Source organism: Serratia sp. Z4, assembly GCF_009900725.1.
GTDB classification, from domain to species: Bacteria; Pseudomonadota; Gammaproteobacteria; order Enterobacterales; family Enterobacteriaceae; genus Serratia; species Serratia nematodiphila.
On sequence record NZ_JAAABD010000018.1, the window covers coordinates 1 to 26,141 of the forward strand.

The window sequence follows — 26,141 nt, forward strand, 5'->3', positions numbered from 1 at the left end:
CGTGCTGGTGAGAACGTAGGTGTTCTGCTGCGTGGTATCAAACGTGAAGAAATCGAACGTGGTCAGGTACTGGCTAAGCCAGGCTCCATCAAGCCGCACACCCAGTTCGAATCTGAAGTGTACATCCTGAGCAAAGATGAAGGTGGTCGTCACACGCCATTCTTCAAAGGCTACCGTCCACAGTTCTACTTCCGTACTACTGACGTAACCGGTACCATCGAACTGCCAGAAGGCGTAGAGATGGTAATGCCAGGCGACAACGTGAACATGGTTGTAACCCTGATTCACCCAATCGCGATGGACGACGGTCTGCGTTTCGCAATCCGTGAAGGCGGCCGTACTGTAGGCGCTGGTGTTGTTGCTAAAGTTATCGCTTAATCGCGAATAATTTTTCGACACAAAAAAGGGCACTTCGGTGCCCTTTTTTTATGCAATTCGTATAAATCTTAATTGAAATAAAAACCATTCCTATTTAGACTCAATGCATTGGTTAAGAAGTGAGTCTCTCTATGTATGTATGTCTGTGTAATGCGGTGACTGACAAAGCGATCCGTAATGCGGTGCGTCAGCACAACCCCCATACCATGAAGCAGCTGCGTGAACTTGTGCCGATTGGTACCGATTGTGGAAAGTGCATTCGTCAGGCAAGACAGATTATGGTGGAGGAACGCGGAACTATCATCCCAATGCATGAAGTTGCCTAACAAAGGGTAAGGTTATTTTTGACTCTTGGCTTACAGGTTCTACACTTTTAGAACTGGCCAGGAGGAGTTACCTATGAAAGGCGATAAAAAGATCATTGCTCACCTCAACAAGCTGCTCGGCAACGAGCTGGTTGCCATCAATCAATATTTCCTGCACGCCCGCATGTTCAAGAATTGGGGTTTAATGCGCCTCAACGATAAGGAATACCACGAGTCGATCGACGAAATGAAACATGCCGATCGCTACATCGAGCGCATCCTGTTCCTGGAAGGAATACCTAATCTGCAAGACCTCGGCAAGCTGAACATCGGCGAAGACATTGAAGAGATGCTGCGTTCCGATCTGGCGCTGGAATTGGCGGGCGCCAAGAACCTGCGCGAAGGTATCGCCTACGCCGACTCGATTCACGATTATGTCAGCCGTGATTTGATGATCGACATTCTGGCCGATGAAGAAGAGCATATCGACTGGCTGGAAACCGAGCTGGATCTGATCGCTCGCCTCGGCATTCAAAACTATGCCCAGGCCCAGATTTTAGAGCGCAAAGAGTAAGCCTGCCTTCCGTTCGTCATCGCCTCTCCTGCCGGCGACCGTTTTTACGGTGGGGCAGGGGAGCTGCCCGCTAAGCATAATTCATACCTTGATCGCCACCTTCATCCCGTGATCGTCGCTGAACGCGCAAAAATGACGATTTCCTGAGCATATTTCCAACTGCGGCTTGCTTCCTGGGCCATTTTGCGTATAATGCGCGGGCTTACCTAATCTTGGTAAGCCTGATTTTAGCGAATCAGTCGATTGGCAGGCCTTTTTTGCCTTTCGAACAATACTCCCGATATGGGGGTTATATGTTGACGATTACACTCCCCCATCAATCGAAATGGGTGTGAGGAGTAATTATTTACGTTTATAAATAATTGGAGCTCTGGTCTCATGCAGAACCAAAGAATCCGTATCCGCCTGAAAGCGTTTGATCATCGTCTGATCGATCAATCAACCGCGGAAATCGTCGAGACTGCAAAGCGCACTGGTGCGCAAGTCCGTGGTCCGATCCCGCTGCCAACTCGCAAAGAGCGCTTTACCGTTCTGATCTCTCCGCACGTCAACAAAGACGCGCGCGATCAGTACGAGATTCGCACTCACAAGCGTCTGGTTGACATCGTTGAGCCAACCGAGAAAACCGTTGATGCTCTGATGCGTCTGGATCTGGCTGCCGGTGTAGACGTGCAGATCAGCCTGGGTTAATCAGGTCATTGAGCGATTGAGAGGTTGAAACAATGATTGGTTTAGTCGGTAAAAAAGTGGGTATGACCCGTATCTTCACTGAAGATGGCGTTTCTATCCCAGTAACCGTAATTGAAATTGAAGCGAACCGCGTGACTCAGGTTAAAAGCCTGGACACCGACGGTTACCGTGCCGTTCAGGTTACCACTGGTAGCAAAAAAGCTAACCGTGTAACCAAGCCGGAAGCGGGCCATTTCGCTAAAGCTGGCGTTGAAGCTGGCCGTGGTCTGTGGGAATTCCGCCTGGAAGAAGGTCAAGAATTCGCTGCAGGTCAGGAAATTAGCGTAGAAATCTTCGCTGACGTTAAAAAAGTCGATGTTACCGGTACTTCTAAAGGTAAAGGTTTTGCTGGCACTGTTAAGCGCTGGAACTTCCGTACCCAAGACGCTACCCACGGTAACTCCTTGTCTCACCGCGTTCCGGGTTCTATCGGTCAGAACCAGACTCCGGGCAAAGTGTTCAAAGGCAAGAAAATGGCTGGCCACCTGGGTGATGAGCGCGTAACCGTTCAAAGCCTGGACGTAGTACGTGTTGACGCTGAGCGCAACCTGCTGCTGGTTAAGGGTGCTGTACCGGGCGCAACCGGTGGCAACCTGATCGTTAAACCAGCTGTGAAGGCGTAAGGGGATAGCAATGGAATTAGTATTGAAAGACGCGCAAAGCGCGCTGACTGTTTCCGAAACTACCTTCGGTCGTGATTTCAACGAAGCGCTGGTACACCAGGTTGTTGTTGCTTATGCAGCAGGTGCCCGTCAAGGTACTCGTGCTCAGAAGACCCGTGCTGAAGTAACTGGTTCCGGCAAAAAGCCATGGCGTCAGAAAGGCACCGGCCGTGCGCGTTCAGGTTCTGTAAAGAGCCCGATCTGGCGTTCAGGCGGCGTGACCTTTGCTGCTAAGCCACAGGACCACAGTCAGAAAGTAAACAAAAAGATGTACCGCGGCGCGCTGAAAAGCATCCTGTCCGAACTGGTACGTCAAGATCGTCTGATCGTTGTCGAGAAGTTCTCTGTAGAAGCGCCTAAAACTAAGCTGCTGGCACAGAAACTGAAAGATATGGCTCTGGAAGACGTGCTGATCGTGACCGGTGAACTGGATGAGAATCTGTTCCTGGCAGCTCGCAACCTGTACAAGGTTGACGTGCGCGATGTAGCAGGTATCGATCCGGTTAGCCTGATCGCCTTCGACAAAGTGGTTATGACTGCTGATGCTGTGAAGCAAGTTGAGGAGATGCTGGCATGATCCGTGAAGAACGTTTGCTGAAAGTGCTGCGTGCACCGCACGTATCTGAAAAAGCATCCGCTGCGATGGAAAAAAGCAACACCATCGTTCTCAAAGTTGCCAAAGACGCGACCAAAGCAGAAATCAAAGCTGCAGTGCAGAAACTGTTTGAAGTCGAAGTCAAAGACGTGAACACCCTGGTAGTTAAAGGGAAAGTGAAGCGTCACGGTCAGCGTGTTGGTCGTCGTAGCGACTGGAAAAAAGCTTACGTCACCCTGAAAGAAGGCCAGAATCTGGACTTCATCGGCGGCGCAGAGTAAGTCGGAGGAGTAAGAACAATGGCAATTGTTAAATGTAAACCTACATCTCCGGGTCGTCGCCACGTTGTTAAAGTGGTTAACCCTGAGCTGCACAAGGGTAAACCTTATGCCCCGCTGCTGGAAAAACTGAGCAAAAGCGGTGGTCGTAACAACAATGGCCGTATCACCACCCGTCATATCGGTGGTGGCCACAAGCAACATTATCGTCTGGTTGACTTCAAGCGCAACAAAGACGGTATCCCTGCTGTGGTTGAGCGTCTGGAGTACGATCCGAACCGTTCCGCGAACATCGCGCTGGTTCTGTACAAAGACGGCGAACGCCGTTACATCCTGGCGCCGAAAGGCCTGAAAGCTGGTGACCAGATTCAATCTGGCGTTGATGCTGCAATCAAAGCGGGTAACACCCTGCCGATGCGCAACATTCCAGTTGGTTCAACGGTTCACAACGTAGAAATGAAACCAGGTAAAGGCGGCCAGATGGCTCGCTCCGCTGGCGCCTACGTTCAGATCGTTGCTCGTGATGGTTCCTACGTAACTCTGCGTCTGCGCTCCGGCGAAATGCGTAAAGTTCCAGCTGATTGCCGCGCCACCCTGGGTGAAGTCGGTAACGCTGAACACATGCTTCGCGTTCTGGGTAAAGCAGGTGCTGCACGTTGGCGTGGTGTTCGTCCTACCGTTCGCGGTACGGCGATGAACCCGGTAGATCACCCGCACGGTGGTGGTGAAGGTCGTAATTTTGGTAAGCACCCGGTAACTCCGTGGGGCGTTCAGACCAAAGGTAAGAAGACCCGTAGCAACAAGCGTACTGATAAGTTCATCGTACGTCGCCGTAGCAAAAAATAATTAGAGGATAAGCCATGCCACGTTCTCTCAAGAAAGGTCCTTTTATTGACCTGCACTTGCTGAAGAAGGTAGAGAAAGCGGTGGAAAGCGGTGACAAGAAGCCTTTGCGCACTTGGTCCCGTCGTTCAACGATCTTTCCTAACATGATCGGTTTGACCATCGCTGTCCATAATGGTCGTCAGCACGTACCAGTGTTCGTTTCCGATGAAATGGTCGGTCACAAACTGGGTGAATTCGCGCCGACTCGTACTTATCGCGGCCATGCGGCTGATAAAAAAGCTAAAAAGCGCTAAGGTAGGAGGAAGAGATGGAAACTATCGCTAAACATCGCCACGCTCGTTCTTCTGCTCAGAAGGTTCGCCTTGTTGCTGACCTGATTCGCGGTAAGAAAGTGTCGCAAGCTCTGGAAACTCTGACCTACACCAACAAGAAAGCTGCTGGTCTGGTTAAGAAAGTGCTGGAGTCTGCCATTGCTAACGCAGAACACAACGATGGCGCTGACATCGATGATCTGAAAGTTACGAAAATCTTCGTAGACGAAGGCCCAAGCATGAAGCGCATTATGCCGCGTGCAAAAGGTCGTGCAGATCGCATCCTGAAGCGCACCAGCCACATTACTGTGGTTGTGTCCGATCGCTGAGACTCTGGAGACTAGCAATGGGTCAGAAAGTACATCCTAATGGTATTCGCCTGGGTATTGTCAAACCTTGGAACTCTACTTGGTATGCGAATACCAAAGAATTCGCTGACAACCTGGACAGCGACTTTAAAGTTCGTCAATTCCTGACTAAGGAACTGTCGAAAGCTTCCGTTTCTCGCATCGTTATCGAGCGTCCTGCGAAGAGCATCCGTGTGACCATTCACACTGCTCGCCCAGGCATCGTTATCGGCAAGAAAGGTGAAGACGTCGAAAAACTGCGCAAGGTCGTAGCGGACATCGCTGGCGTTCCTGCACAGATCAACATCGCCGAAGTCCGTAAACCGGAACTCGACGCTAAATTGGTTGCTGACAGCATCACTTCTCAGCTGGAACGTCGCGTTATGTTCCGTCGTGCTATGAAGCGTGCAGTACAGAACGCAATGCGTCTTGGCGCTAAAGGTATCAAAGTTGAAGTAAGCGGCCGTCTTGGCGGCGCCGAAATCGCACGTACCGAATGGTACCGCGAAGGTCGTGTTCCATTGCACACTCTGCGTGCGGACATCGACTACAACACATCTGAAGCGCACACCACTTATGGTGTAATCGGCGTTAAGGTATGGATCTTCAAAGGTGAGATCCTGGGTGGTATGGCTGCAGTTGAACAACCGGAACCGGCTGCTCAACCTAAAAAGCAGCAGCGTAAAGGCCGCAAGTAAGGAGAGTCGCTGATGTTACAACCAAAGCGTACAAAATTCCGTAAGGTGCACAAGGGCCGCAACCGTGGTCTGGCGCAAGGTACGGATGTTAGCTTCGGCACTTTCGGTCTGAAAGCTGTTGGCCGTGGCCGTCTGACTGCTCGTCAAATCGAAGCAGCTCGTCGTGCAATGACTCGTGCAGTTAAGCGTCAAGGCAAGATCTGGATCCGTGTATTCCCGGACAAACCGATCACCGAGAAGCCGCTGGAAGTGCGTATGGGTAAAGGTAAGGGTAACGTGGAGTATTGGGTTGCCCTGATCCAGCCTGGTAAGGTCCTGTACGAAATGGACGGCGTGCCAGAAGAGGTTGCCCGCGAGGCATTCAAACTGGCAGCAGCGAAACTGCCGATCAAAACCACCTTTGTAACTAAGACGGTGATGTAATGAAAGCACAAGAGCTGCGTGAAAAAAGCGTTGAAGAGCTGAATGCCGAGCTGCTCAACCTGCTGCGTGAGCAATTCAACTTGCGCATGCAGGCGGCCAGTGGCCAGCTGCAACAAACTCACCTGTTGAAACAAGTGCGTCGTGACGTCGCACGCGTTAAGACTTTACTGACTCAAAAGGCGGGTGTGTAAATGACTGAAGTTATCCGTACCCTGCAGGGTCGTGTTGTTAGCGATAAAATGGAGAAATCCATCGTTGTTGCTATCGAGCGTACTGTGAAGCACCCGATCTACGGGAAATTCATCAAACGTACGACCAAGCTGCACGTACATGACGAGAACAACGAATGTGGTACCGGCGACGTGGTGGAAATCCGCGAATGCCGCCCACTGTCCAAGACCAAGTCCTGGACGTTGGTTCGCGTTGTAGAGAAAGCGATTCTGTAATAGAGTAGCTGGCTCTCACTTAATAAACGGCTCAGAAAATGAGCCGTTTATTTTTTCTACCCATACCAAGTAAGCGGTGTTATAATGCTGCGCCCTCGGTTATGGGGCTTTTCAACGGCCTAATTTTTACTTGGGTCTTTAAAGTAGTAGTTGACATTAGCGGAGCACTAAAATGATCCAAGAACAGACTATGCTGAACGTCGCCGACAACTCCGGTGCACGTCGCGTAATGTGTATCAAGGTTCTAGGTGGCTCGCACCGTCGCTACGCAGGCGTCGGCGACATCATCAAAATTACCATCAAGGAAGCAATTCCTCGCGGTAAGGTGAAGAAAGGCGATGTTCTGAAGGCGGTAGTGGTGCGCACCAAGAAGGGTGTACGTCGCCCGGACGGTTCTGTCATTCGCTTCGATGGCAATGCATGCGTTATTTTGAACAATAACAGCGAGCAGCCAATCGGTACGCGTATTTTTGGGCCGGTAACTCGTGAACTGCGTAATGAGAAGTTCATGAAAATTATCTCTCTGGCACCAGAAGTACTCTAAGGAGCGAACATGGCAGCGAAGATCCGTCGTGATGACGAAGTTATCGTGATTACCGGGAAAGACAAAGGTAAGCGCGGTAAAGTAAAAAATGTCCTGTCTGCTGGCAAGGTCATTGTTGAAGGCATCAACCTGGTTAAGAAACACCAGAAGCCGGTTCCGGCTCTGAACCAACCAGGCGGCATTGTTGAGAAAGAAGCTGCAATTCAGGTTTCTAACATTGCTATCTTCAACGCGGCTACCGGCAAGGCTGACCGTGTAGGCTTTAGATTCGAAGACGGCAAAAAAGTCCGTTTCTTCAAGTCTAACAGCGAAACTATCAAGTAATTTGGAGTAATACGATGGCGAAACTGCATGATTACTACAAAGACGAGGTAGTCAAACAACTGATGTCTCAGTTTGATTACAACTCTGTCATGCAAGTCCCTCGGGTCGAGAAGATCACCCTGAACATGGGTGTTGGTGAAGCGATTGCTGACAAGAAACTGCTGGATAACGCCGCAGCGGACCTGGCAGCCATCTCCGGTCAAAAACCGTTGATCACCAAAGCCCGCAAATCTGTTGCAGGCTTCAAAATCCGTCAGGGCTATCCGATCGGCTGTAAAGTAACTCTGCGTGGCGAACGCATGTGGGAGTTCTTTGAGCGTCTGATCTCCATTGCTGTTCCACGTATCCGTGACTTCCGTGGCCTGTCCGCCAAGTCATTCGATGGCCGTGGCAACTACAGCATGGGCGTGCGTGAGCAAATCATCTTCCCAGAAATCGACTACGACAAAGTCGATCGCGTTCGTGGTTTGGATATTACCATTACCACTACTGCGAAATCTGATGATGAAGGCCGCGCGCTGCTGGCTGCTTTTAACTTCCCGTTCCGCAAGTAAGGCAGGGTTACTGATGGCTAAGCAATCAATGAAAGCACGCGAAGTCAAGCGCGTGAAATTAGCTGACAAGTTCTTTGCAAAACGCGCTGAACTGAAAGCTATTATCTCTGATGTGAACGCATCCGATGAAGATCGTTGGAATGCCGTTCTCAAGCTGCAAACTCTGCCGCGTGATTCCAGCCCGTCTCGTCAGCGTAAACGCTGCCGCCAAACTGGCCGTCCACATGGTTATGTGGGCAAATTCGGGTTGAGCCGTATTAAGCTTCGTGAAGCCGCTATGCGCGGTGAAGTACCAGGCTTGAAAAAGGCTAGCTGGTAATTACCAATTGAATCACGGGAGTAAAGACAGATGAGCATGCAAGATCCGATCGCGGATATGCTGACCCGTATCCGTAACGGTCAAGCCGCGAACAAAGTTGCGGTCACCATGCCTTCCTCCAAGCTGAAAGTGGCAATTGCCAACGTGCTGAAGGAAGAAGGTTTTATTGAAGATTTCAAAATCGAAGGCGACGCCAAGCCTGTTCTGGAACTGGTACTGAAGTACTTCCAGGGCAAAGCTGTGGTAGAAAGCATTCAACGTATCAGCCGTCCAGGTCTGCGCATCTACAAGAAAAAAGATGAGCTGCCAAAAGTTATGGCCGGTTTGGGTATCGCTGTTGTTTCTACCTCTAAAGGTGTTATGACCGATCGTGCAGCTCGCCAGGCTGGTCTGGGTGGCGAGATTATCTGCTACGTAGCTTAATTCGGGAGGAAAGAATGTCTCGTGTTGCAAAAGCACCCGTCGTCATTCCTGCCGGCGTAGAGGTAAAACTCAACGGTCAGGTTATTTCGATTAAGGGTAAAAACGGCGAGTTGACTCGTACTATCCACGACGCCGTTGAAGTGAAGCAAGAAGCTAACGCACTGACTTTCGCTCCGCGCGAAGGTTTTGCTAACGCATGGGCCCAAGCGGGTACCACGCGCGCTCTGCTGAACGCAATGGTTGTTGGTGTTACCGAAGGCTTCACCAAGAAGCTTCAACTGGTAGGTGTTGGTTATCGTGCTGCCGTTAAAGGCAACGTGGTGAATTTGGCCCTGGGCTTCTCTCACCCTATCGATCACCAGCTGCCGGCAGGTATCACTGCTGAATGCCCAAGCCAAACTGAAATCGTGCTGAAAGGCGCTGATAAGCAGGTAATTGGCCAGGTAGCAGCAGATCTGCGCGCTTACCGTCGTCCTGAGCCTTACAAAGGCAAGGGTGTTCGTTACGCCGACGAAGTCGTGCGTACCAAAGAGGCTAAGAAGAAGTAAGGTAACACTATGGATAAGAAATCTGCTCGTATCCGTCGTGCGACCCGCGCACGCCGCAAGCTCCAAGAGCTGGGTGCAACCCGCCTGGTGGTACATCGTACCCCGCGTCACATTTACGCACAGGTGATTGCTCCAAACGGTTCTGAAGTACTGGTAGCCGCTTCTACTTTAGAAAAAGCTATCGCGGAGCAACTGAAGTATTCCGGTAACAAAGACGCAGCAGCAGCCGTAGGTAAAGCTCTGGCTGAGCGCGCGTTGGAAAAAGGGATTGCGAAAGTATCCTTTGACCGTTCCGGTTTCCAATATCATGGTCGAGTCCAGGCACTGGCAGATGCTGCCCGTGAAGCTGGCCTTCAGTTCTAAGGAAGAGGTTTAAGATGGCTCACATCGAAAAACAAGCTGGCGAACTGCAGGAAAAGCTGATCGCGGTAAACCGCGTATCTAAAACCGTAAAAGGTGGCCGTATTTTCAGCTTTACCGCACTGACTGTAGTTGGTGATGGTAACGGTCGCGTTGGTTTTGGCTACGGCAAAGCACGCGAAGTTCCAGCAGCGATCCAGAAAGCGATGGAAAAAGCCCGTCGCAACATGATGAACGTCGCGCTGAACAGCGGCACCCTGCAGCACCCTGTTAAGGGCGCTCACACGGGTTCTCGCGTGTTCATGCAGCCTGCTCATGAAGGTACCGGTATCATCGCGGGCGGTGCAATGCGCGCCGTTCTCGAAGTTGCTGGGGTGCACAACGTATTGGCTAAAGCTTATGGTTCCACCAACCCGATCAACGTGGTTCGTGCAACTATCGACGCTCTGGCGAATATGAAGTCTCCTGAAATGGTCGCTGCTAAGCGTGGTAAATCCGTTGCCGACATTCTGGGGTAATTGACCATGGCTAAGACTATTAAAGTTACACAAACTCGCAGCTCAATTGGCCGTCTGCCGAAGCATAAAGCTACTCTGCTCGGTCTGGGTCTGCGTCGTATTGGTCACACCGTAGAGCGCGAGGATACTCCTGCTGTTCGCGGTATGGTCAACCTGGTTTCCTACATGGTTAAAGTTGAGGAGTAACAGATGCGTTTAAATACTCTGTCTCCGGCTGAAGGTGCCAAGCATGCGCCTAAGCGTGTAGGTCGTGGTATTGGTTCTGGCCTGGGTAAAACCGGCGGCCGTGGTCACAAAGGTCAGAAGTCTCGTTCTGGCGGTGGCGTACGTCGTGGTTTCGAAGGTGGTCAGATGCCTCTGTACCGTCGTCTGCCGAAATTCGGCTTCACTTCACGCAAAGCGATGATCACGGCAGAAGTTCGTCTGTCTGAACTGGCTCTGGTTGAAGGCGATGTTATCGACCTGAACGCGCTGAAAGCCGCTAACGTAGTTGGTGTCCAGATCGAATTCGCGAAAGTTGTACTTTCTGGCGAAGTCGCTCGTCCGGTAACCCTGCGTGGTCTGCGTGTCACCAAAGGCGCTCGTGCTGCTATCGAGGCTGCTGGCGGTAAAATTGAGGAATAAGTAGCAGATGGCTAAGCAACCAGGATTAGATTTTCAAAGTGCTAAAGGCGGGCTCGGCGAGCTGAAGCGCAGACTTTTGTTTGTCATCGGCGCGCTGATTGTCTTCCGCATCGGCTCTTTCATTCCGATTCCTGGTATCGATGCCACTGTGCTTGCCAAATTGCTTGAGCAGCAGAGAGGCACTATCATTGAAATGTTTAACATGTTCTCTGGTGGTGCCCTCAGCCGTGCTTCTATCTTTGCTCTGGGGATCATGCCGTATATCTCGGCGTCGATCATTATCCAGCTGCTGACGGTGGTTCATCCAGCGTTGGCGGAAATCAAGAAAGAAGGGGAGGCTGGCCGTCGCAAGATTAGCCAGTACACCCGCTACGGTACGCTGGTATTGGCCATATTCCAGTCGATCGGTATTGCTACCGGTCTGCCGAATATGCCTGGTATGCAGGGCCTGGTGTTAAACCCAGGCTTTGCATTCTACTTTACTGCGGTTGTGAGCCTGGTAACCGGGACAATGTTCCTGATGTGGCTGGGTGAGCAGATTACTGAGCGCGGTATCGGCAACGGTATCTCGATCATTATCTTCGCGGGTATTGTAGCGGGGCTCCCGCCGGCAGTGGCCCATACTATTGAGCAAGCGCGGCAAGGCGACCTGCACTTCCTCCTGCTGCTGTTGGTTGCAGTATTGGTGTTTGCAGTAACCTTCTTCGTTGTTTTCATCGAGCGTGGTCAACGTCGTATCGTCGTTAACTATGCGAAGCGTCAACAAGGTCGTCGTGTTTATGCAGCACAGAGTACACACTTACCGTTGAAAGTGAACATGGCGGGTGTTATCCCGGCGATTTTCGCTTCCAGCATTATTCTGTTCCCGGCCACGATTGCATCATGGTTTGGGGGCGGTACCGGTTGGAACTGGCTGACTACGATTTCGCTGTATTTGCAGCCAGGGCAACCGCTTTATGTGTTACTCTATGCGTCTGCAATCATCTTCTTCTGTTTCTTCTACACGGCGTTGGTTTTCAACCCGCGTGAGACAGCAGATAACCTGAAGAAGTCCGGTGCCTTCGTACCAGGAATTCGTCCGGGAGAGCAAACGGCGAAGTATATCGATAAAGTAATGACGCGTTTAACCCTGGTGGGCGCGATGTACATTACTTTCATCTGCCTGATCCCGGAGTTCATGCGTGATGCAATGAAAGTACCATTCTACTTTGGTGGTACCTCGCTACTGATCGTGGTTGTCGTCATCATGGACTTTATGGCTCAAGTGCAAACTCTGATGATGTCAAGTCAGTACGAGTCTGCATTGAAGAAAGCAAATCTGAAAGGCTATAACCGCTAGTCAGATTCGTTTGAGAAGTTACGGAGAGTAAAAATGAAAGTTCGTGCTTCCGTCAAGAAATTATGTCGTAACTGCAAAATCGTTAAGCGTAACGGTGTCGTTCGTGTGATTTGCAGCGCCGAGCCGAAGCATAAACAGCGTCAAGGCTGATTATCTCGCATATTTTTCTTGCAAAGTTGGGTTGAGCTGGCTAGATTAGCCAGCCAATCTTTTGTATGTCGCACTGCAACATTATTTGAGTATCCTGAAAACGGGCTTTTCAGAATGGTGTTGCTGTATAAAATAGTAGGAGTGCATAGTGGCCCGTATAGCAGGCATTAACATTCCTGATCATAAACATACCGTTATCGCCTTAACGTCGATCTTCGGTATCGGTAAAACCCGTTCACAGGCTATCTGTGCATCTACGGGTATTGCTGAAAATGTTAAGATCAGTGAGCTGTCTGAAGAGCAAATCGAAAAGCTTCGTGATGCAGTTGCCAAATACACCGTTGAGGGTGATTTGCGTCGTGAAATTACCCTGAGCATCAAGCGTCTTATGGACCTTGGTTGCTATCGTGGTTTGCGTCATCGTCGTGGTCTGCCGGTACGCGGTCAGCGCACCAAGACCAACGCTCGTACCCGTAAGGGTCCGCGCAAGCCGATCAAGAAATAATCGGGGTTATTGAATAATGGCAAAGGCACCTGTTCGTACACGTAAGCGTGTAAGAAAGCAAGTCTCTGACGGCGTGGCTCATATCCATGCTTCTTTCAACAACACCATCGTTACCATCACTGATCGTCAGGGTAATGCTTTGGGTTGGGCAACAGCCGGTGGTTCCGGTTTCCGTGGTTCTCGTAAGTCCACTCCGTTCGCAGCACAGGTTGCAGCAGAACGTTGTGCTGACGCAGTGAAAGAATACGGTATCAAGAACCTGGAAGTTATGGTTAAAGGACCTGGTCCTGGTCGTGAGTCTACTATCCGCGCTCTGAACGCGGCTGGTTTCCGCATCACTAACATTACTGATGTGACTCCGATCCCTCATAACGGTTGTCGTCCGCCGAAAAAGCGCCGCGTGTAACGCAGCTTTTAGGATTGTTGGAGAAAGAAAATGGCAAGATATTTGGGTCCTAAGCTCAAGCTGAGCCGTCGTGAGGGCACAGACCTGTTCCTTAAGTCTGGCGTTCGCGCGATCGATTCCAAGTGTAAAATTGAACAAGCACCTGGTCAGCATGGTGCGCGTAAACCGCGTCTGTCTGATTACGGTGTTCAGTTGCGTGAGAAGCAGAAAGTTCGTCGTATGTACGGCATTCTGGAGCGTCAATTCCGCAACTATTACAAAGAAGCAACCCGCCTGAAGGGCAACACCGGTGAAAACCTGTTGCAGCTGCTGGAAGGTCGTCTGGACAACGTTGTTTACCGTATGGGCTTCGGCGCTACTCGTGCAGAGTCACGTCAGCTGGTTAGCCACAAAGCAGTTATGGTAAACGGTCGCGTTGTTAACATCGCTTCTTATCAGGTATCTCCGAATGACGTAGTCAGCATCCGCGAGAAAGCTAAAAAGCAGTCTCGTGTTAAAGCTTCTCTGGAGCTGGCTGAGCAGCGTGAAAAGCCGACTTGGCTGGAAGTTGATGCTGCTAAGATGGAAGGCGTGTTCAAGCGTATGCCTGAACGTACCGATCTGTCTGCGGACATTAACGAACACCTGATCGTCGAGCTTTACTCCAAGTAAAGCTTAGTACCAAAGAGAGGACACAATGCAGGGTTCTGTGACAGAGTTTCTAAAACCGCGCCTGGTAGATATCGAGCAAGTCAGTTCGACGCACGCCAAGGTGACCCTTGAGCCTTTAGAGCGTGGCTTTGGCCATACTCTTGGCAACGCACTGCGCCGTATTCTGCTTTCATCTATGCCGGGTTGCGCGGTGACCGAGGTTGAGATTGATGGTGTACTGCATGAGTACAGCACCAAAGAAGGCGTACAGGAAGATATCCTGGAGATCCTGCTCAACCTGAAAGGGCTGGCGGTGAGAGTTCAAGGCAAAGACGAAGTTATTCTTACCCTGAATAAATCTGGCATTGGCCCTGTGACCGCTGCCGACATCACCCATGATGGTGATGTCGAAATCGTCAAGCCTCAGCACGTGATTTGCCACCTGACTGATGAGAACGCGGCTATCAGCATGCGTATCAAAGTTCAGCGCGGTCGCGGTTATGTGCCGGCTTCTGCCCGAATTCATTCGGAAGAAGATGAGCGCCCAATCGGTCGTCTGTTGGTTGACGCCTGCTACAGCCCTGTAGAGCGTATCGCCTACAATGTTGAAGCTGCGCGTGTAGAACAGCGTACTGACTTGGATAAGCTGGTCATCGAAATGGAGACCAATGGCACGATCGATCCTGAAGAGGCGATCCGCCGTGCGGCCACCATTCTGGCTGAACAACTTGAAGCTTTCGTTGACCTGCGTGATGTGCGTCAGCCGGAAGTTAAAGAAGAGAAACCGGAATTCGATCCGATCTTGCTGCGCCCTGTTGACGATCTGGAATTGACTGTCCGCTCTGCTAACTGCCTCAAGGCAGAAGCTATCCACTACATCGGTGATCTGGTACAGCGTACCGAGGTTGAGTTGCTGAAAACGCCAAACCTGGGTAAAAAATCTCTTACCGAGATTAAAGACGTGCTGGCCTCACGTGGTCTGTCTCTGGGCATGCGCCTGGAAAACTGGCCGCCGGCAAGCATTGCTGACGAGTAACCGGATCACAGGTTAAGGTTTTACTGAGAAGGATAAGGTCATGCGCCATCGTAAGAGTGGTCGTCAACTGAACCGTAACAGCAGCCATCGCCAGGCTATGTTCCGTAACATGGCCGGCTCTTTGGTTCGTCATGAGATCATCAAGACGACCCTGCCAAAAGCAAAAGAGCTGCGTCGCGTTGTTGAGCCGCTGATTACTCTTGCCAAGACCGACAGCGTAGCTAATCGTCGTCTGGCATTCGCCCGTACTCGTGATAACGAGATCGTGGCAAAACTGTTTAACGAGCTGGGCCCGCGTTTCGCGAGCCGTGCCGGTGGTTACACTCGCATTCTGAAGTGTGGCTTCCGCGCAGGCGACAACGCGCCGATGGCATACATCGAGCTGGTTGATCGTGCTGAGTCTCAAGCAGAAGTAGCAACTGCAGAGTAATCTGTAGACGCGTAAAAAAACCGGGCTTGCCCGGTTTTTTTACGTCCAAATCCAGCCAAATGTGCGCAATTCCCCTGCAGTGCTTAAGATCCCCGCCCCTATCCGCTATGCTAAGGCTTATTCATTAGGCTAACCGAGGCTGTCTGTCATGGGGTTGCTTGATCAATGGGCGGAGCGTCATATCCTTGATGCTCAGGATAAAGGCGAGTTCGACAACCTGCCTGGCCAGGGGCAGCCGCTGGCGCTGGAAGATGACAGCGCGGTGCCGCCCGAGCTACGCGCCGGTTACCGTTTGCTGAAAAATGCCGGTTACCTGCCGCCGGCGCTGGAAGATCGTAAAGAGGCGTTGACCGTTGCCCGCTTGCTGCAAGAGATTAATAGCGAACATCCGGACTATGTCGATCTCAGCAAGCGCATGGCACTGCTGGAGCACCGGCTGCGTCAGGCTGGGATGAGCACCGATTTCTTGCATGGCGAATATCAGCGCGCGCTTGATGGCAAGTTCACCCGAGAGGAGCGGTAATGTTCAAGATAGGTCAGTTGGCCAAGCTCGCCGAAGTGACGCCGGATACCGTGCGTTACTATGAAAAGCAAGGCATGATGGATCACAATGTCCGCACCGAAGGCGGTTATCGGCTGTATACGGAGCAGGACCTGCAGCGGCTGCGTTTTATTCGCTATGCCAAACAGTTGGGCTTTACTCTGGAAACGATCGCCGAACTGCTGTCGATCCGGGTTGATCCTGAACATCATACCTGCCAGGAATCGAAGTCGATCGTCGATGCGCGACTGAGCGAAGTGGAAAGCAAGTTGGCGGAGCTGACTCGCATGCGCGAATCGTTGAAACGCCTGAGTGACGCCTGCTGCGGCACTGCCCATACCAGCAACTATTGTTCTATTCTGGAAGCCTTGGAACAGGGTGCCAGCGATGATAAAGGCAAAAAAGATTGCTGACGACACTTTAATTTTTATATTGCCGGCAGTATTATCGGCTCGTTTTATTACCCTACCTTTTACAGGAGCATTATCATGACGAAATATCGTCACACTAAAGGCCAGATTCAAGATAACGCCATTGAGGCGCTGCTGCATGACCCGCTATTCCGCCAACGAGTGGAAAAGAATGTGAAAGGCAAAGGCAGCTATCGGCGTAAAGAAAAACACAACAAAGGCGGTAACTGGGAGGCCAGTGGCAAACTATCAAACGATAATTTACCACTGGCTTTCTGGTTTTAAGGCATTAAAAAAGCCACCTTCATCGGTGGCTTTTTATTGGCGTAACTTAATGCTGTTTTACAGCTTTGGCTGCTGTTGCTGGCTCAGCAAATCACGGATTTCCGTCAGCAGTTTCTCTTCTGCGGTTGGTTCTGGCGGCGCTGCTGGCGCTTCTTCCTGCTTGCGGCGCATCTTGTTCATCAGTTTAATCGCCAGGAAGATAGCGAAGGCGACAATCACAAAGTCAAATACGGTCTGGATGAATGAACCATAGTTCATTACCACCGCCGGTACGGCGCCCTGAGCTTCACGTAACACCAGATGGAACTGTTTAAAATCGACGCCGCCAATCAGTAAGCCCAACGGTGGCATGATGATATCGGCCACGAAGGACGAAACAATCTTGCCGAATGCAGCACCGATAATCACACCGACGGCCAGATCGACCACGTTGCCGCGCATGGCAAATTCGCGAAACTCTTTCAACATACTCATAGAACGCACCCCTTGCAGAATTAATAACTCAAGTTTAACAAAGCAATTTCCCTTTGCCACAAATGGAGAGAAGTTTTATCTCCTCCCAAGGCAGAGAACAACTACGCAATTATAGACCATCGCCTAATAAATTCGTTCTACAAGAAGAACGGGCTCGGTTGGAACAAGCGTTCAACGTCCGGCACGAATTTCTTGTCGGTAATAAACATGATGACGTGATCGCCCTGTTCGATTTTGCTGTTGCCGTTGGCGATGATCACGTCGTCGCCACGCACGATCGCACCGATGGTGGTACCCGGTGGCAGCTTGATGTCTTCCACGATGCGGCCGACCACTTTAGATGTGCTTTCATCGCCGTGGGCAATCGCTTCGATCGCTTCTGCCACGCCGCGGCGCAGTGACGAGACGCTGACGATATCCGCTTTGCGCACATGCCCAAGCAGCGCGGAGATGGTTGCCTGCTGCGGGGAAATGGCAATATCGATCACGCTGCCTTGCACCAGATCGACATAGGCGCGGCGCTGGATCAATACCATCACCTTCTTGGCGCCCATGCGCTTGGCCAGCATGGCGGACATGATGTTGGCCTCATCGTCGTTGGTGATGGCGATGAAAACATCCACCTGCTCGACGTGCTCTTCGGCCAACAGCTCCTGATCGGAGGCATCGCCGTAGAATACAATGGTGTCGTGCAGCTGTTCGGCCAGTTCGGCGGCGCGTTGCTGATTCCGCTCGATCAGTTTGACGTTGTAGTCTTTTTCCAGCTTGGCGGCCAGGCCGGCGCCGACGTTGCCGCCGCCGACGATCATGATGCGCTTATAGGGTTTTTCCAGCCGCTGCAGTTCGCTCATCACCGCGCGGATATGCTGTGAGGCGGCGACGAAGAACACTTCATCGCCGGCTTCGATGATGGTCGAGCCCTGCGGACGGATCGGACGATCCTGGCGGAATATGGCGGCGACGCGGGTATCGATATGCGGCATGTGCTCGCGCATTGAAGAGAGCGCATTGCCGACCAGCGGGCCGCCGTAATAGGCTTTAACCGCGGCGATGCTGACCTTGCCTTCGGCAAAGTTGACCACCTGCAGCGCGCCAGGGTATTCAATCAGCTTGTAGATATAGTCGATGACCAGCTGCTCCGGCGAAATCAGATGGTCGATTGGCACCGCTTCCGGCAGGAACAGTTTCTCCGACTCGCGGATGTATTCCGGCGCGCGGATACGGGCGATACGGTTAGGGGTATTAAACAGAGAATAGGCGACCTGGCAGGCGATCATGTTGGTTTCGTCGGAGTTGGTGACGGCGACCAGCATGTCGGCGTCTTCTGCGCCGGCTTCGCGCAGCACCCGAGGGTGGGAACCATGCCCCTGAACCACCCGCAAATCGAATTTATCCTGCAGCTGACGCAAGCGGCCGGAATCGGTATCGACGACGGTGATATCGTTGTTTTCACCCACCAGGTTTTCCGCCAGCGTCCCGCCAACCTGACCGGCACCAAGAATAATTATTTTCATCGTGTTCTCTGCTTCACACTGAAAGACTTAGGGCGCGCACGCACGCCCTGAAGCATTACATTTTAATCAGCTTAGCGTAAAAGAAGCCATCACCGTCCTCGGGATGCGGGATATTCTGTCGCCCTGGCCGCTGCGCATCACCGGTTTCAACCAGCTTGGCATCGGCGTGGCGTTGCAAGAACGCGGCGATCTGGTTGCTGTTTTCATCCGGCAGGATAGAACAGGTGGCGTAAACCATCACTCCGCCTGATTTTAGATGCGGCCAGACGGCTTCCAGAATTTCTGCCTGCAGTGCGGCGAGTTCGGCGATGTCGCGATCGCGGCGCAGCCATTTGATGTCGGGATGACGGCGGATCACACCGGTGGCGGAACAAGGCGCGTCCAGCAGGATGCGGTCGAACTGCTTGTCCCCGCACCACTGCTGCGGAGTGCGGCCATCGCCCAGTTTAACCTCTGCGTGCAAACGCAGACGCTGCAGGTTCTCTTTGACTCGCGCCAGGCGCTGTTCGTCGATATCGACCGCCATGACGTGTGCTTTCGGCGCCGCTTCCAAAATATGCGTGGTTTTGCCGCCGGGTGCGGCGCACAGATCGAGGATCTGTTCGCCGTCTTGCGGATCCAACAGATCGACACACCCCTGGGCTGAGGCATCTTGCACGGTGACCCAGCCTTCGGCGAACCCTGGCAGATCGGTCACGGCGCAAGGCGCCAGCAAACGCACTGCATCGGCATAGTCTGCATGAGTTTCCGCGGCGATGCCGGCGTCGTTCAGCAGCTGCAGATAAGCGTCACGGGTGTGATGCAGGCGGTTGACGCGCAGCCACATCGGCGGCTTCTGGTTATTCGCGTCGACGATCTGTTCCCAGTTGGCGGGATAAGCCTGTTGAATGCGTTTCAGTAACCAGCTGGGATGCAGATAGCGGCTGTCATTGTTGGCGGCGCGTTGCAACAGCTCTTCCTGCTGGCGTTGAAATTGGCGCAAGACGCCGTTAATCAGGCCTTTTAACTGCGGGCGTTTCAGCGCTACCGCACCTTCCACGGTTTCTGCCAGCACGGCGTGCGCCGGGATGCGGGTATACAGCAGCTGATACAGGCCGACCATCAGCAAGTAGTGCAGCGTACGCTGCTTACCGGTCAGCGGCTTGGCCATCAATTGCTGAATGCACCATTCGAGCTGCGGCAGCACGCGTAACGTGCCGAAACACAGCTCCTGCAGCAACCCGCGATCTTTGTCGCTGATGGAGGTTTGCAGCGCCGGCAGGACAGTGCTGAGCGACTGCCCCTGATCCAGCACCTGGCCGATGGCTTTGGCAGCGATGCTGCGGAGATTGTAATTATTTTTCATAGGCTGAAGCTGATAACGATCGGCATTAAGAAAATAACGGCCCGGCGATGAACGGCCGGGCAGTGGGGTGACTTACAGCCGGTTACCCGGGGTAAACCATTCACGACGTGAATTTAACAGGTCCTGCGCCGACATCGGTTTCTTACCGGCGGGCTGCAGCTGGATCAGATTGAGGATGCCGTCGGCGGTCGCCACCTGAATGCCTTGCTTGTCGGCATGGACAACGGTGCCCGGCTCCGCGTTGGCGCTTTGCGCCAGCACGCTGGCCTGCCAGACTTTTACCGGTTGATCGTCGATGGTGAAGTAGCTGATCGGCCAAGGGTTGAAGGCGCGGATGCAGCGCTCCAGTTGTGCAGCGGACAGGTTCCAGTCCAGGCGAGCTTCTTCTTTGCTCAGCTTCTCGGCGTAAGTGACCAACGCTTCGTCCTGTACTTCGCGGGTGGCGCTGCCGTCGGCCATTTGGCGCAGCGTCGTCAGCATGCCCTGCGGGCCGAGCTGGGCCAGTTTGCCGTAGAGACTGGCGCTGGTGTCGCTGCTCTCAATCGGGCAGGCGATCTTGTGCATCATGTCGCCGGTATCGAGGCCGGCGTCCATCTGCATGATGGTCACGCCGGTTTCGCTGTCGCCGGCCCAGAGCGAACGCTGGATCGGTGCCGCGCCGCGCCAGCGAGGCAGCAGCGAACCGTGTACGTTGATGCAGCCCAGGCGCGGCATATCCAGCACCGCTTGTGGCAGGATCAGCCCGTAGGCAACAACCACCATCACGTCGGCGTTAAGATCGGCCACCAGGCGCTGGTTCTCTTCTGGGCGCAGCGATTTGGGCTGAAATACCGGCAGTTGGTGTTGTTCAGCCAGCGCTTTGACCGGGCTTGGCGTCAGCTTGTTGCCGCGGCCTGCCGGGCGGTCGGGCTGGGTAAATACGCCGACAATCTGGTGCTCAGATGACAACAGCGCGTCAAGATGACGCGCTGCGAAGTCTGGTGTTCCGGCGAAAATAATCCGTAAAGAGTCAGACACGTTGATTTCCTGATCGGTTAGGCGCGGGCTTGGAGCTTGGCCATTTTTTCCAGTTTCTGACGAATACGCTGGCGCTTGAGCGGCGACAGGTAATCGACGAACAGCTTGCCCATCAGGTGATCCATCTCGTGCTGGATGCAGATCGCCAGCAGATCGTCCGCTTCCAGCTCGAAAGGTTTGCCTTCGCGATCCAGCGCGCGGATCTTCACCTGCGCGGCGCGCGGCACTAACGCACGCTGCTCTGGAATGGAAAGACAGCCTTCCTCGATGCCGGTTTCGCCGCTTTTTTCCAGCAGCTCCGGGTTGATCAGCACCAGGCGCTGATCGCGATTCTCGGAGACGTCGATCACGATAATGCGCTGATGGATATCCACCTGAGTCGCAGCCAGGCCAATGCCTTCCTCTGCGTACATGGTTTCAAACATATCATCCACGATGCGCTGGATATCTGCATTGACTTCTTTTACCGGCGCCGCGACTTTGCGCAGACGCTCGTCTGGGAAATGTAATACCTGCAAGACTGACATATATCTTTAGATCTGTATCCGAGTAATGAACGAGGTTTAACCTCTATTCTAGACATTTCCCGACCTGATTGACAGCATTGCGCACCAATTGCTCAGATTGGTAATACCACCGTTTTTGCTGAGGGAACAGAGGATGCGGCTGGAAGAGATCGCTTTACGGATGCGGGGGGTTACGGGGCTACAAACCCCGACGGCCAGCCGGATCGTGCAGCAGTTATCGCAAATGGGGGGCGAACCCAATCGCGCGCTGCGTGAACTGGGATTGAACGAAAGGCAGCGGGCACAGTTCAACCAGACGGATCCCGGTTATCTGGCGGCCACCTTGCGTTGGCTGGAAGTGCCGGCGCACCGTATGCTGAACTATGCAGCGGCCGGCTATCCCGAATGCCTGGCTCAGATCGACGATGCGCCGCTGTTCCTGCTGATCGATGGAGATCCTCAGGCGCTGTTGCGCCCGCAACTTGCCATGGTTGGCAGCCGGCAGTTCAGCCACTACGGCGAGCGCTGGGCTAACCATTTCGCCGAGGAATTGGCGCGTTGCGGTTTCACCATCACCAGCGGTTTGGCGATCGGCATCGACGGCATTTGCCATCGCGCAGCGCTGGCGGCCGGGGGTTGCACGATAGCGGTGTTGGGCTGCGGGCTGGCCAATGTCTACCCGCGGCGGCACCACAGGCTCGCAGAGCAGATAGTCGAGCAGGGCGGTGCGGTGATTTCAGATCATTTGGTCACCGATTTGCCCCTGGCTGACCATTTTCCGCGCCGCAACCGCATTATCAGCGGGCTGAGCCAGGGTGTGCTGGTCATAGAAGCCTCGTTGCGCAGCGGTACCCTGGTGACGGCTCGCTATGCGCTGGAGCAAGGGCGTGAGGTATTCGCCTTGCCGGGGCCGTTAGGGAACCCGATGAGCGAAGGCACGCACTGGCTGATCCAACAGGGCGCGCATCTGGTGACTGGGCCGAAAGATATCGCCGAATTGCTGGGAAGCGGCCTTCAGTGGTTGCCACTGAACGAAAATACAACTATTTGTGCGTCGCAGGCTGAAGTTGAATTGCCATTTGCCGATGTGTTGGCTAACGTAGGAGATGAGGTGACACCTGTTGACGTCGTCGCTGAACGTGCCGGCCAACCTGTGCCAGTGGTAGTAATCAAGTTACTCGAGCTGGAGTTAGCAGGGTGGATCGCAGCTGTACCCGGCGGCTATGTCCGAATAAGGAGGGCAAGCCATGTTCGACGTACTCATGTACTTGTTTGAAACTTATATCCACAATGAACCAGAGATGCGCGTCGATCAGGATCAACTGACCGATGATCTCGCCCAGGCGGGGTTTCATCAGGATGATATCTACAACGCGTTGAATTGGCTTGAGAAGTTGGCCGACCTGCAAGAAGGTCAAAACGCGCCTTACTTTATGGATGCCGATCCGCTGGCGATGCGGATCTATACCGAAGAGGAAAGCGCGCGTTTGGACGCCGGCTGCCGTGGTTTTCTCCTGTTCCTGGAACAGATTCAGGTATTGAACCTCGAAACCCGTGAAATGGTTATCGACCGCGTTATGGCTTTGGATAATGCGGAATTCGATCTCGAAGATCTGAAATGGGTCGTGTTGATGGTGCTGTTTAATATCCCCGGATATGAAAGCGCCTATCAGCAAATGGAAGAACTGTTGTTTGAAGTGAACGAAGGTTATCTGCATTGAGCCGATAACGCGCATAGAAGACGTTATGACAAAAAACGCGATTTTTGCCGCCAGGCAAAATGAACCCTGTCCGGAATGCGGGGCCGAGCTGGTGATCCGTAGCGGTCGCCACGGCCCCTTCCTCGGCTGTTCCCAGTACCCTGAATGCCAATATATTCGGCCGCTGAAAGCGCAGGCCGATGGGCATATCGTTAAGGTGTTGGATGGGCAACAGTGCCCGAAATGTCAGGCGACGTTGGTGCTGCGCCAGGGGCGCTACGGCATGTTTATCGGCTGCAGCGATTATCCGCAATGCGATCACACAGAAGTGATCGACAAGCCTGACGAAACCGCCATTACCTGTCCGCAGTGCGGGCAAGGCAAGCTGTTGCAGCGCAAGTCGCGTTACGGCAAGGTTTTTCATTCCTGCGATCGTTACCCGGAATGCCAGTTCGCCCTCAACGTTAAACCCGTCGCCGGTGAATGCGCCTACTGCCATTACCCGCTGCTGATGGAAAAGCGCACGGCAAAAGGCCCCGTCCTGTGCTGTGCCAGCAAGCTGTGCGGAAAACCCGTCGCGACTACAGAATAATCACATCATGAATTCAGAATTAAGCCCGAACCTTTTATCTATCATCGATGCTTTGCATCAACAGCAGGTGATTGCGTATCCCACCGAAGCCGTATTCGGCCTGGGTTGCGATCCCGACAGCGAGCAGGCGGTCAATGCATTGCTGGCGCTGAAACAGCGGCCGTGGGAAAAGGGGCTGATTTTGATCGCCGCCGACTATGCGCAGCTTAAGCCTTATATTGACGACAGTACGCTCAGCGAACAGCAGCGCGCGACGATGTTTGCCAGCTGGCCTGGGCCGGTAACCTGGGTGTTGCCTGCTCGGCCGGAGACGCCGCGTTTGTTGACCGGGCGTTTCAGTTCACTGGCGGTGCGCGTCAGCGATCATCCGCTGGTGCAGTTGCTGTGCCGGCAGTACGGCAAGCCGCTGGTGTCGACCAGCGCCAATCTCAGTGGGCTGGAACCGTGCCGCAGTGCCGATGAGGTCACGCGGCAGTTCGGCGAAGCTTTCCCGGTATTGCGCGGCAAGGTGGGTGGCCGTCTTAATCCTTCCGAAATCAGAGACGTTCTGACCGGCGAACAGATCCGTCAGGGCTAGAGGTAATGGGCATGGAGAAGTTTGCGGTATTTGGCAACCCTATCGGCCACAGCAAGTCGCCGCGAATTCATGCGCTGTTTGCTGCCCAGACCGGCATTGAGCATCCTTATGGGACGGTGTTGGCGCCGCTGGACGGTTTTGAAACCAGCCTGCAGGCGTTTATCCGCGCCGGAGGGTTGGGGGCGAACGTCACGGTGCCTTTCAAGGAGCGAGCTTATTCGGCAGCCTCTGAACTGAGTGAGCGCGCGGCGATGGCTGGTGCGGTTAACACCCTGAAGGTATTGCCGAATGGCGGTCTATTGGGGGACAACACCGACGGCATCGGTTTGCTGACCGATCTGCAGCGTCAGCAATTGATCCGGCCGCAGGATCGCATTCTGCTGGTGGGCGCCGGCGGCGCGGCGCGCGGCGTGATCCTGCCGCTGCTGTCTTTCGGCTGCCGGCTCACGATCACCAACCGCACTTTCAGCCGGGCCCAAGAGTTGGCCGACGCTTTCCGGCATCTGGGGGAGATCTCGGCGGTGCCGATGGATCAATTGGGTCAACAAGCTTTTGATCTGGTGATCAATGCGACGGCGTCCGGCATCAGCGGGGAGATCCCGGCGTTGCCTGCAGGCGTGGTGAATGCGCAAACCCGTTGCTATGACATGTTCTATCAGCAAGGCGTTACGCCATTTCTGGCCTGGGCGCAGCAGCAGGGCGCAACGGAATACGCCGATGGGCTGGGTATGCTGGTGGGGCAGGCGGCACATGCTTTCCTGCTGTGGCACGGAGTGATGCCGGAGATCGAGCCGGTATTACGCCAGCTGCGCAGCGAGCTGGTGGCATAAATCCCCTACCCCGTTCTCTTTATAGGGAACGGGGCGCCCATCAGATATCTTCCGACAGGTATTCGTCTTTCCAGCGTATATAGTTGTTAGAAGAATAAAGCAATCCCTCCAACTCGGCGGCGGTCAAAGGCCGAACCTGGCGTGCCGGGCTACCCATATAAAGATAGCCGCTCGCCAGGCGCTTGCCCGGCGCCACCAAACTGCCGGCGCCAATCATCACGTCATCTTCTACAACTACGCCGTCCAACAGGATCGATCCCATCCCGACCAGCACCCGGTTGCCGATGGCGCAGCCGTGCAGCATCGCTTTATGACCAACGGTCACGTCTTCCCCAATAAGCAGGGGATAACCGTCGGGGTTATGTTCGGAGCGATGAGTCACATGCAGTACGCTGCCGTCCTGAATATTGCTGCGCGCGCCGATCTTTACCGCATTGACGTCGCCCCGGATGGCGACCAACGGCCAGATGCTGACGTCATCCGCCAGATCGACGTCGCCGATCACCACGCTGGAAGGATCGATCAAGACGCGTTGACCGAGTTTGGGTGTGTATTGAAGATAAGAACGTACTGCATCGGACATGGTGCTTGCCTCACGTCGGGATCATATTTACCGGCAATACTAGACCCTGGCGATGGAATTACAACCAGTCGCCGCGCAGGATCCTGCGGAAAATGGCCCTGATCGCACAAGATCCACCCGGAAGGGCTGAAAAGTGTGCAAACAGAAAGAAAAGATCAAAAAAGGGGTTGTGCAAAAAACTCGGATCCCTATAATGCGCCTCCATCGACACGGCGCAAGTGATTCACTTCACAGAGCGGCCGGGAAGAAAGAGAAAAAATCCTGAAAATTAGGGTTGACTCTGAAAGAGGAAAGCGTAATATACGCCACCTCGAGTTAGCAAGCGAAAGCGCCTAACTCACTGCTCTTTAACAATTTATCAGACAATCTGTGTGGGCACTCCACAAGACGATATCCAGCATCTTCGGATGCAAAAAAATATCAAGTCTTGAAGAGTGACTAACTGAAGTAAAATTCATGCAGTAA

At 53.3% G+C, this 26,141-nt stretch carries 44 protein-coding genes and 1 pseudogene; 39 read left to right on the forward strand and 6 right to left on the reverse strand.

What is annotated here, in order from left to right; translation table 11 throughout:
- From tuf to GT753_RS25255, 34 genes and pseudogenes are all read left to right on the forward strand, one after another.
- Positions 1–378 (forward strand): annotated as a pseudogene (gene tuf / locus GT753_RS25090) (elongation factor Tu); the annotation flags it as partial.
- A 131-nt stretch (positions 379–509) separates the two neighbouring features.
- The gene (bfd, locus tag GT753_RS25095) at positions 510–704 is read left to right on the forward strand and encodes a bacterioferritin-associated ferredoxin (protein WP_015379266.1); all 195 of its coding nucleotides are present in this window, start codon (positions 510–512) and stop codon (positions 702–704) included.
- Between the two features lie 73 nt (positions 705–777).
- On the forward strand, positions 778–1,257 hold the full coding sequence (bfr, locus tag GT753_RS25100) for a bacterioferritin (RefSeq protein WP_004929784.1): 480 nt from the start codon (positions 778–780) through the stop codon (positions 1,255–1,257).
- A 378-nt stretch (positions 1,258–1,635) separates the two neighbouring features.
- Positions 1,636–1,947: a 30S ribosomal protein S10 gene (gene rpsJ, locus GT753_RS25105; protein ID WP_001181005.1), complete on the forward strand. Its 312-nt coding sequence runs from the start codon at positions 1,636–1,638 to the stop codon at positions 1,945–1,947.
- Positions 1,948–1,979: 32 nt separating this feature from the next.
- On the forward strand, positions 1,980–2,609 hold the full coding sequence (gene rplC / locus GT753_RS25110; RefSeq protein ID WP_015379265.1) for a 50S ribosomal protein L3: 630 nt from the start codon (positions 1,980–1,982) through the stop codon (positions 2,607–2,609).
- A 10-nt stretch (positions 2,610–2,619) separates the two neighbouring features.
- Positions 2,620–3,225, forward strand: coding sequence for a 50S ribosomal protein L4 (rplD, locus tag GT753_RS25115; protein ID WP_004929779.1), 606 nt, complete (start codon positions 2,620–2,622; stop codon positions 3,223–3,225).
- A complete protein-coding gene (gene rplW, locus GT753_RS25120; protein WP_004929776.1) occupies positions 3,222–3,524 on the forward strand; it encodes a 50S ribosomal protein L23 in 303 nt (100 codons plus the stop codon). Before rplD ends, rplW begins: the two co-directional genes overlap by 4 nt.
- 18 nt (positions 3,525–3,542) lie before the next feature.
- Entirely contained in the window at positions 3,543–4,367 is an 825-nt protein-coding gene (gene rplB / locus GT753_RS25125) for a 50S ribosomal protein L2 (protein ID WP_004929775.1), read from the forward strand.
- Positions 4,368–4,381: 14 nt separating this feature from the next.
- Complete coding sequence (rpsS, locus tag GT753_RS25130; protein WP_004929772.1) at positions 4,382–4,660, forward strand: 30S ribosomal protein S19; 279 nt, start codon at positions 4,382–4,384, stop codon at positions 4,658–4,660.
- Positions 4,661–4,674: 14 nt separating this feature from the next.
- Positions 4,675–5,007 carry a 50S ribosomal protein L22 gene (rplV, locus tag GT753_RS25135; protein WP_002223844.1) on the forward strand — a complete coding sequence of 111 codons (333 nt, stop codon included), beginning with the start codon at positions 4,675–4,677 and terminating at the stop codon, positions 5,005–5,007.
- A 17-nt stretch (positions 5,008–5,024) separates the two neighbouring features.
- Complete coding sequence (gene rpsC, locus GT753_RS25140) at positions 5,025–5,723, forward strand: 30S ribosomal protein S3 (RefSeq protein ID WP_004929766.1); 699 nt, start codon at positions 5,025–5,027, stop codon at positions 5,721–5,723.
- A gap of 12 nt (positions 5,724–5,735) precedes the next feature.
- Entirely contained in the window at positions 5,736–6,146 is a 411-nt protein-coding gene (rplP, locus tag GT753_RS25145) for a 50S ribosomal protein L16 (protein ID WP_004929764.1), read from the forward strand.
- A complete protein-coding gene (gene rpmC, locus GT753_RS25150; protein ID WP_004929762.1) occupies positions 6,146–6,337 on the forward strand; it encodes a 50S ribosomal protein L29 in 192 nt (63 codons plus the stop codon). Before rplP ends, rpmC begins: the two co-directional genes overlap by 1 nt.
- Positions 6,338–6,592 (forward strand): 30S ribosomal protein S17, encoded by a 255-nt coding sequence (gene rpsQ, locus GT753_RS25155; RefSeq protein ID WP_004929760.1) that lies wholly within the window; start codon positions 6,338–6,340, stop codon positions 6,590–6,592. It abuts the gene before it with no gap.
- Between the two features lie 172 nt (positions 6,593–6,764).
- Positions 6,765–7,136: a 50S ribosomal protein L14 gene (gene rplN / locus GT753_RS25160; RefSeq protein WP_000613954.1), complete on the forward strand. Its 372-nt coding sequence runs from the start codon at positions 6,765–6,767 to the stop codon at positions 7,134–7,136.
- Between the two features lie 9 nt (positions 7,137–7,145).
- Entirely contained in the window at positions 7,146–7,460 is a 315-nt protein-coding gene (gene rplX, locus GT753_RS25165) for a 50S ribosomal protein L24 (RefSeq protein ID WP_004929758.1), read from the forward strand.
- A gap of 14 nt (positions 7,461–7,474) precedes the next feature.
- Positions 7,475–8,014 (forward strand): 50S ribosomal protein L5, encoded by a 540-nt coding sequence (gene rplE, locus GT753_RS25170; RefSeq protein ID WP_004929756.1) that lies wholly within the window; start codon positions 7,475–7,477, stop codon positions 8,012–8,014.
- Between the two features lie 13 nt (positions 8,015–8,027).
- Entirely contained in the window at positions 8,028–8,333 is a 306-nt protein-coding gene (gene rpsN, locus GT753_RS25175; protein ID WP_004929754.1) for a 30S ribosomal protein S14, read from the forward strand.
- Positions 8,334–8,363: 30 nt separating this feature from the next.
- A complete protein-coding gene (gene rpsH, locus GT753_RS25180) occupies positions 8,364–8,756 on the forward strand; it encodes a 30S ribosomal protein S8 (RefSeq protein WP_004929753.1) in 393 nt (130 codons plus the stop codon).
- 14 nt (positions 8,757–8,770) lie between these two features.
- A complete protein-coding gene (gene rplF, locus GT753_RS25185; RefSeq protein WP_004929751.1) occupies positions 8,771–9,304 on the forward strand; it encodes a 50S ribosomal protein L6 in 534 nt (177 codons plus the stop codon).
- Positions 9,305–9,313: 9 nt separating this feature from the next.
- Positions 9,314–9,667, forward strand: coding sequence for a 50S ribosomal protein L18 (gene rplR, locus GT753_RS25190; protein ID WP_004929748.1), 354 nt, complete (start codon positions 9,314–9,316; stop codon positions 9,665–9,667).
- 14 nt (positions 9,668–9,681) lie between these two features.
- A complete protein-coding gene (gene rpsE, locus GT753_RS25195) occupies positions 9,682–10,182 on the forward strand; it encodes a 30S ribosomal protein S5 (protein ID WP_004929747.1) in 501 nt (166 codons plus the stop codon).
- Positions 10,183–10,188: 6 nt separating this feature from the next.
- Positions 10,189–10,368 carry a 50S ribosomal protein L30 gene (gene rpmD / locus GT753_RS25200; RefSeq protein WP_048232028.1) on the forward strand — a complete coding sequence of 60 codons (180 nt, stop codon included), beginning with the start codon at positions 10,189–10,191 and terminating at the stop codon, positions 10,366–10,368.
- A 3-nt stretch (positions 10,369–10,371) separates the two neighbouring features.
- A complete protein-coding gene (gene rplO, locus GT753_RS25205; protein ID WP_004929742.1) occupies positions 10,372–10,806 on the forward strand; it encodes a 50S ribosomal protein L15 in 435 nt (144 codons plus the stop codon).
- Positions 10,807–10,813: 7 nt separating this feature from the next.
- Positions 10,814–12,145, forward strand: a complete 1,332-nt coding sequence (gene secY, locus GT753_RS25210) for a preprotein translocase subunit SecY (protein ID WP_004929740.1) — start codon at positions 10,814–10,816, stop codon at positions 12,143–12,145.
- 33 nt (positions 12,146–12,178) lie between these two features.
- Positions 12,179–12,295: a 50S ribosomal protein L36 gene (gene rpmJ / locus GT753_RS25215; protein WP_002227352.1), complete on the forward strand. Its 117-nt coding sequence runs from the start codon at positions 12,179–12,181 to the stop codon at positions 12,293–12,295.
- 148 nt (positions 12,296–12,443) lie between these two features.
- On the forward strand, positions 12,444–12,800 hold the full coding sequence (gene rpsM / locus GT753_RS25220; RefSeq protein WP_004929734.1) for a 30S ribosomal protein S13: 357 nt from the start codon (positions 12,444–12,446) through the stop codon (positions 12,798–12,800).
- A gap of 16 nt (positions 12,801–12,816) precedes the next feature.
- Complete coding sequence (gene rpsK / locus GT753_RS25225; RefSeq protein WP_004929731.1) at positions 12,817–13,206, forward strand: 30S ribosomal protein S11; 390 nt, start codon at positions 12,817–12,819, stop codon at positions 13,204–13,206.
- A 30-nt stretch (positions 13,207–13,236) separates the two neighbouring features.
- On the forward strand, positions 13,237–13,857 hold the full coding sequence (gene rpsD / locus GT753_RS25230) for a 30S ribosomal protein S4 (protein WP_004929729.1): 621 nt from the start codon (positions 13,237–13,239) through the stop codon (positions 13,855–13,857).
- Between the two features lie 25 nt (positions 13,858–13,882).
- Positions 13,883–14,872: a DNA-directed RNA polymerase subunit alpha gene (gene rpoA, locus GT753_RS25235; RefSeq protein WP_002919219.1), complete on the forward strand. Its 990-nt coding sequence runs from the start codon at positions 13,883–13,885 to the stop codon at positions 14,870–14,872.
- Positions 14,873–14,912: 40 nt separating this feature from the next.
- On the forward strand, positions 14,913–15,302 hold the full coding sequence (gene rplQ, locus GT753_RS25240) for a 50S ribosomal protein L17 (RefSeq protein ID WP_004929726.1): 390 nt from the start codon (positions 14,913–14,915) through the stop codon (positions 15,300–15,302).
- 148 nt (positions 15,303–15,450) lie between these two features.
- Complete coding sequence (locus tag GT753_RS25245) at positions 15,451–15,825, forward strand: DUF1992 domain-containing protein (protein WP_004929724.1); 375 nt, start codon at positions 15,451–15,453, stop codon at positions 15,823–15,825.
- Complete coding sequence (gene zntR / locus GT753_RS25250) at positions 15,825–16,256, forward strand: Zn(2+)-responsive transcriptional regulator (RefSeq protein ID WP_004929722.1); 432 nt, start codon at positions 15,825–15,827, stop codon at positions 16,254–16,256. Before GT753_RS25245 ends, zntR begins: the two co-directional genes overlap by 1 nt.
- Before the next feature lie 75 nt (positions 16,257–16,331).
- A complete protein-coding gene (locus GT753_RS25255; RefSeq protein WP_004929720.1) occupies positions 16,332–16,538 on the forward strand; it encodes an alternative ribosome-rescue factor A in 207 nt (68 codons plus the stop codon).
- 57 nt (positions 16,539–16,595) lie between these two features.
- Here the strand turns inward: GT753_RS25255 and mscL are convergent, their stop codons facing one another.
- The 5 genes from mscL to def form a co-directional block, all read right to left on the reverse strand.
- The gene (gene mscL, locus GT753_RS25260; protein ID WP_015379263.1) at positions 16,596–17,012 is read right to left on the reverse strand and encodes a large-conductance mechanosensitive channel protein MscL; all 417 of its coding nucleotides are present in this window, start codon (positions 17,010–17,012) and stop codon (positions 16,596–16,598) included.
- Positions 17,013–17,149: 137 nt separating this feature from the next.
- Entirely contained in the window at positions 17,150–18,526 is a 1,377-nt protein-coding gene (trkA, locus tag GT753_RS25265; RefSeq protein WP_021505260.1) for a Trk system potassium transporter TrkA, read from the reverse strand.
- A 55-nt stretch (positions 18,527–18,581) separates the two neighbouring features.
- Positions 18,582–19,871, reverse strand: a complete 1,290-nt coding sequence (gene rsmB, locus GT753_RS25270) for a 16S rRNA (cytosine(967)-C(5))-methyltransferase RsmB (protein ID WP_015379262.1) — start codon at positions 19,869–19,871, stop codon at positions 18,582–18,584.
- A 72-nt stretch (positions 19,872–19,943) separates the two neighbouring features.
- Positions 19,944–20,888 (reverse strand): methionyl-tRNA formyltransferase, encoded by a 945-nt coding sequence (fmt, locus tag GT753_RS25275; RefSeq protein WP_160126120.1) that lies wholly within the window; start codon positions 20,886–20,888, stop codon positions 19,944–19,946.
- Positions 20,889–20,905: 17 nt separating this feature from the next.
- Positions 20,906–21,415 (reverse strand): peptide deformylase, encoded by a 510-nt coding sequence (gene def / locus GT753_RS25280; RefSeq protein ID WP_015379260.1) that lies wholly within the window; start codon positions 21,413–21,415, stop codon positions 20,906–20,908.
- Between the two features lie 133 nt (positions 21,416–21,548).
- Here def and dprA point away from each other — a divergent pair, with 133 nt between their 5' ends.
- From dprA to aroE, 5 genes are read left to right on the forward strand one after another with little or no spacing between them, the layout of a single operon-like run.
- Positions 21,549–22,670: a DNA-protecting protein DprA gene (dprA, locus tag GT753_RS25285; RefSeq protein WP_015379259.1), complete on the forward strand. Its 1,122-nt coding sequence runs from the start codon at positions 21,549–21,551 to the stop codon at positions 22,668–22,670.
- A complete protein-coding gene (gene smg, locus GT753_RS25290; RefSeq protein WP_004929707.1) occupies positions 22,642–23,115 on the forward strand; it encodes a DUF494 family protein Smg in 474 nt (157 codons plus the stop codon). Before dprA ends, smg begins: the two co-directional genes overlap by 29 nt.
- A gap of 25 nt (positions 23,116–23,140) precedes the next feature.
- The gene (locus tag GT753_RS25295; RefSeq protein WP_019456195.1) at positions 23,141–23,686 is read left to right on the forward strand and encodes a type I DNA topoisomerase; all 546 of its coding nucleotides are present in this window, start codon (positions 23,141–23,143) and stop codon (positions 23,684–23,686) included.
- 7 nt (positions 23,687–23,693) lie between these two features.
- Positions 23,694–24,263: an L-threonylcarbamoyladenylate synthase type 1 TsaC gene (gene tsaC / locus GT753_RS25300; protein WP_015379258.1), complete on the forward strand. Its 570-nt coding sequence runs from the start codon at positions 23,694–23,696 to the stop codon at positions 24,261–24,263.
- 11 nt (positions 24,264–24,274) lie between these two features.
- Positions 24,275–25,093, forward strand: a complete 819-nt coding sequence (gene aroE, locus GT753_RS25305) for a shikimate dehydrogenase (RefSeq protein WP_160126121.1) — start codon at positions 24,275–24,277, stop codon at positions 25,091–25,093.
- A gap of 40 nt (positions 25,094–25,133) precedes the next feature.
- Here the strand turns inward: aroE and GT753_RS25310 are convergent, their stop codons facing one another.
- Complete coding sequence (locus GT753_RS25310) at positions 25,134–25,676, reverse strand: gamma carbonic anhydrase family protein (RefSeq protein WP_160126122.1); 543 nt, start codon at positions 25,674–25,676, stop codon at positions 25,134–25,136.
- Positions 25,677–26,141: the final 465 nt, after the last annotated feature.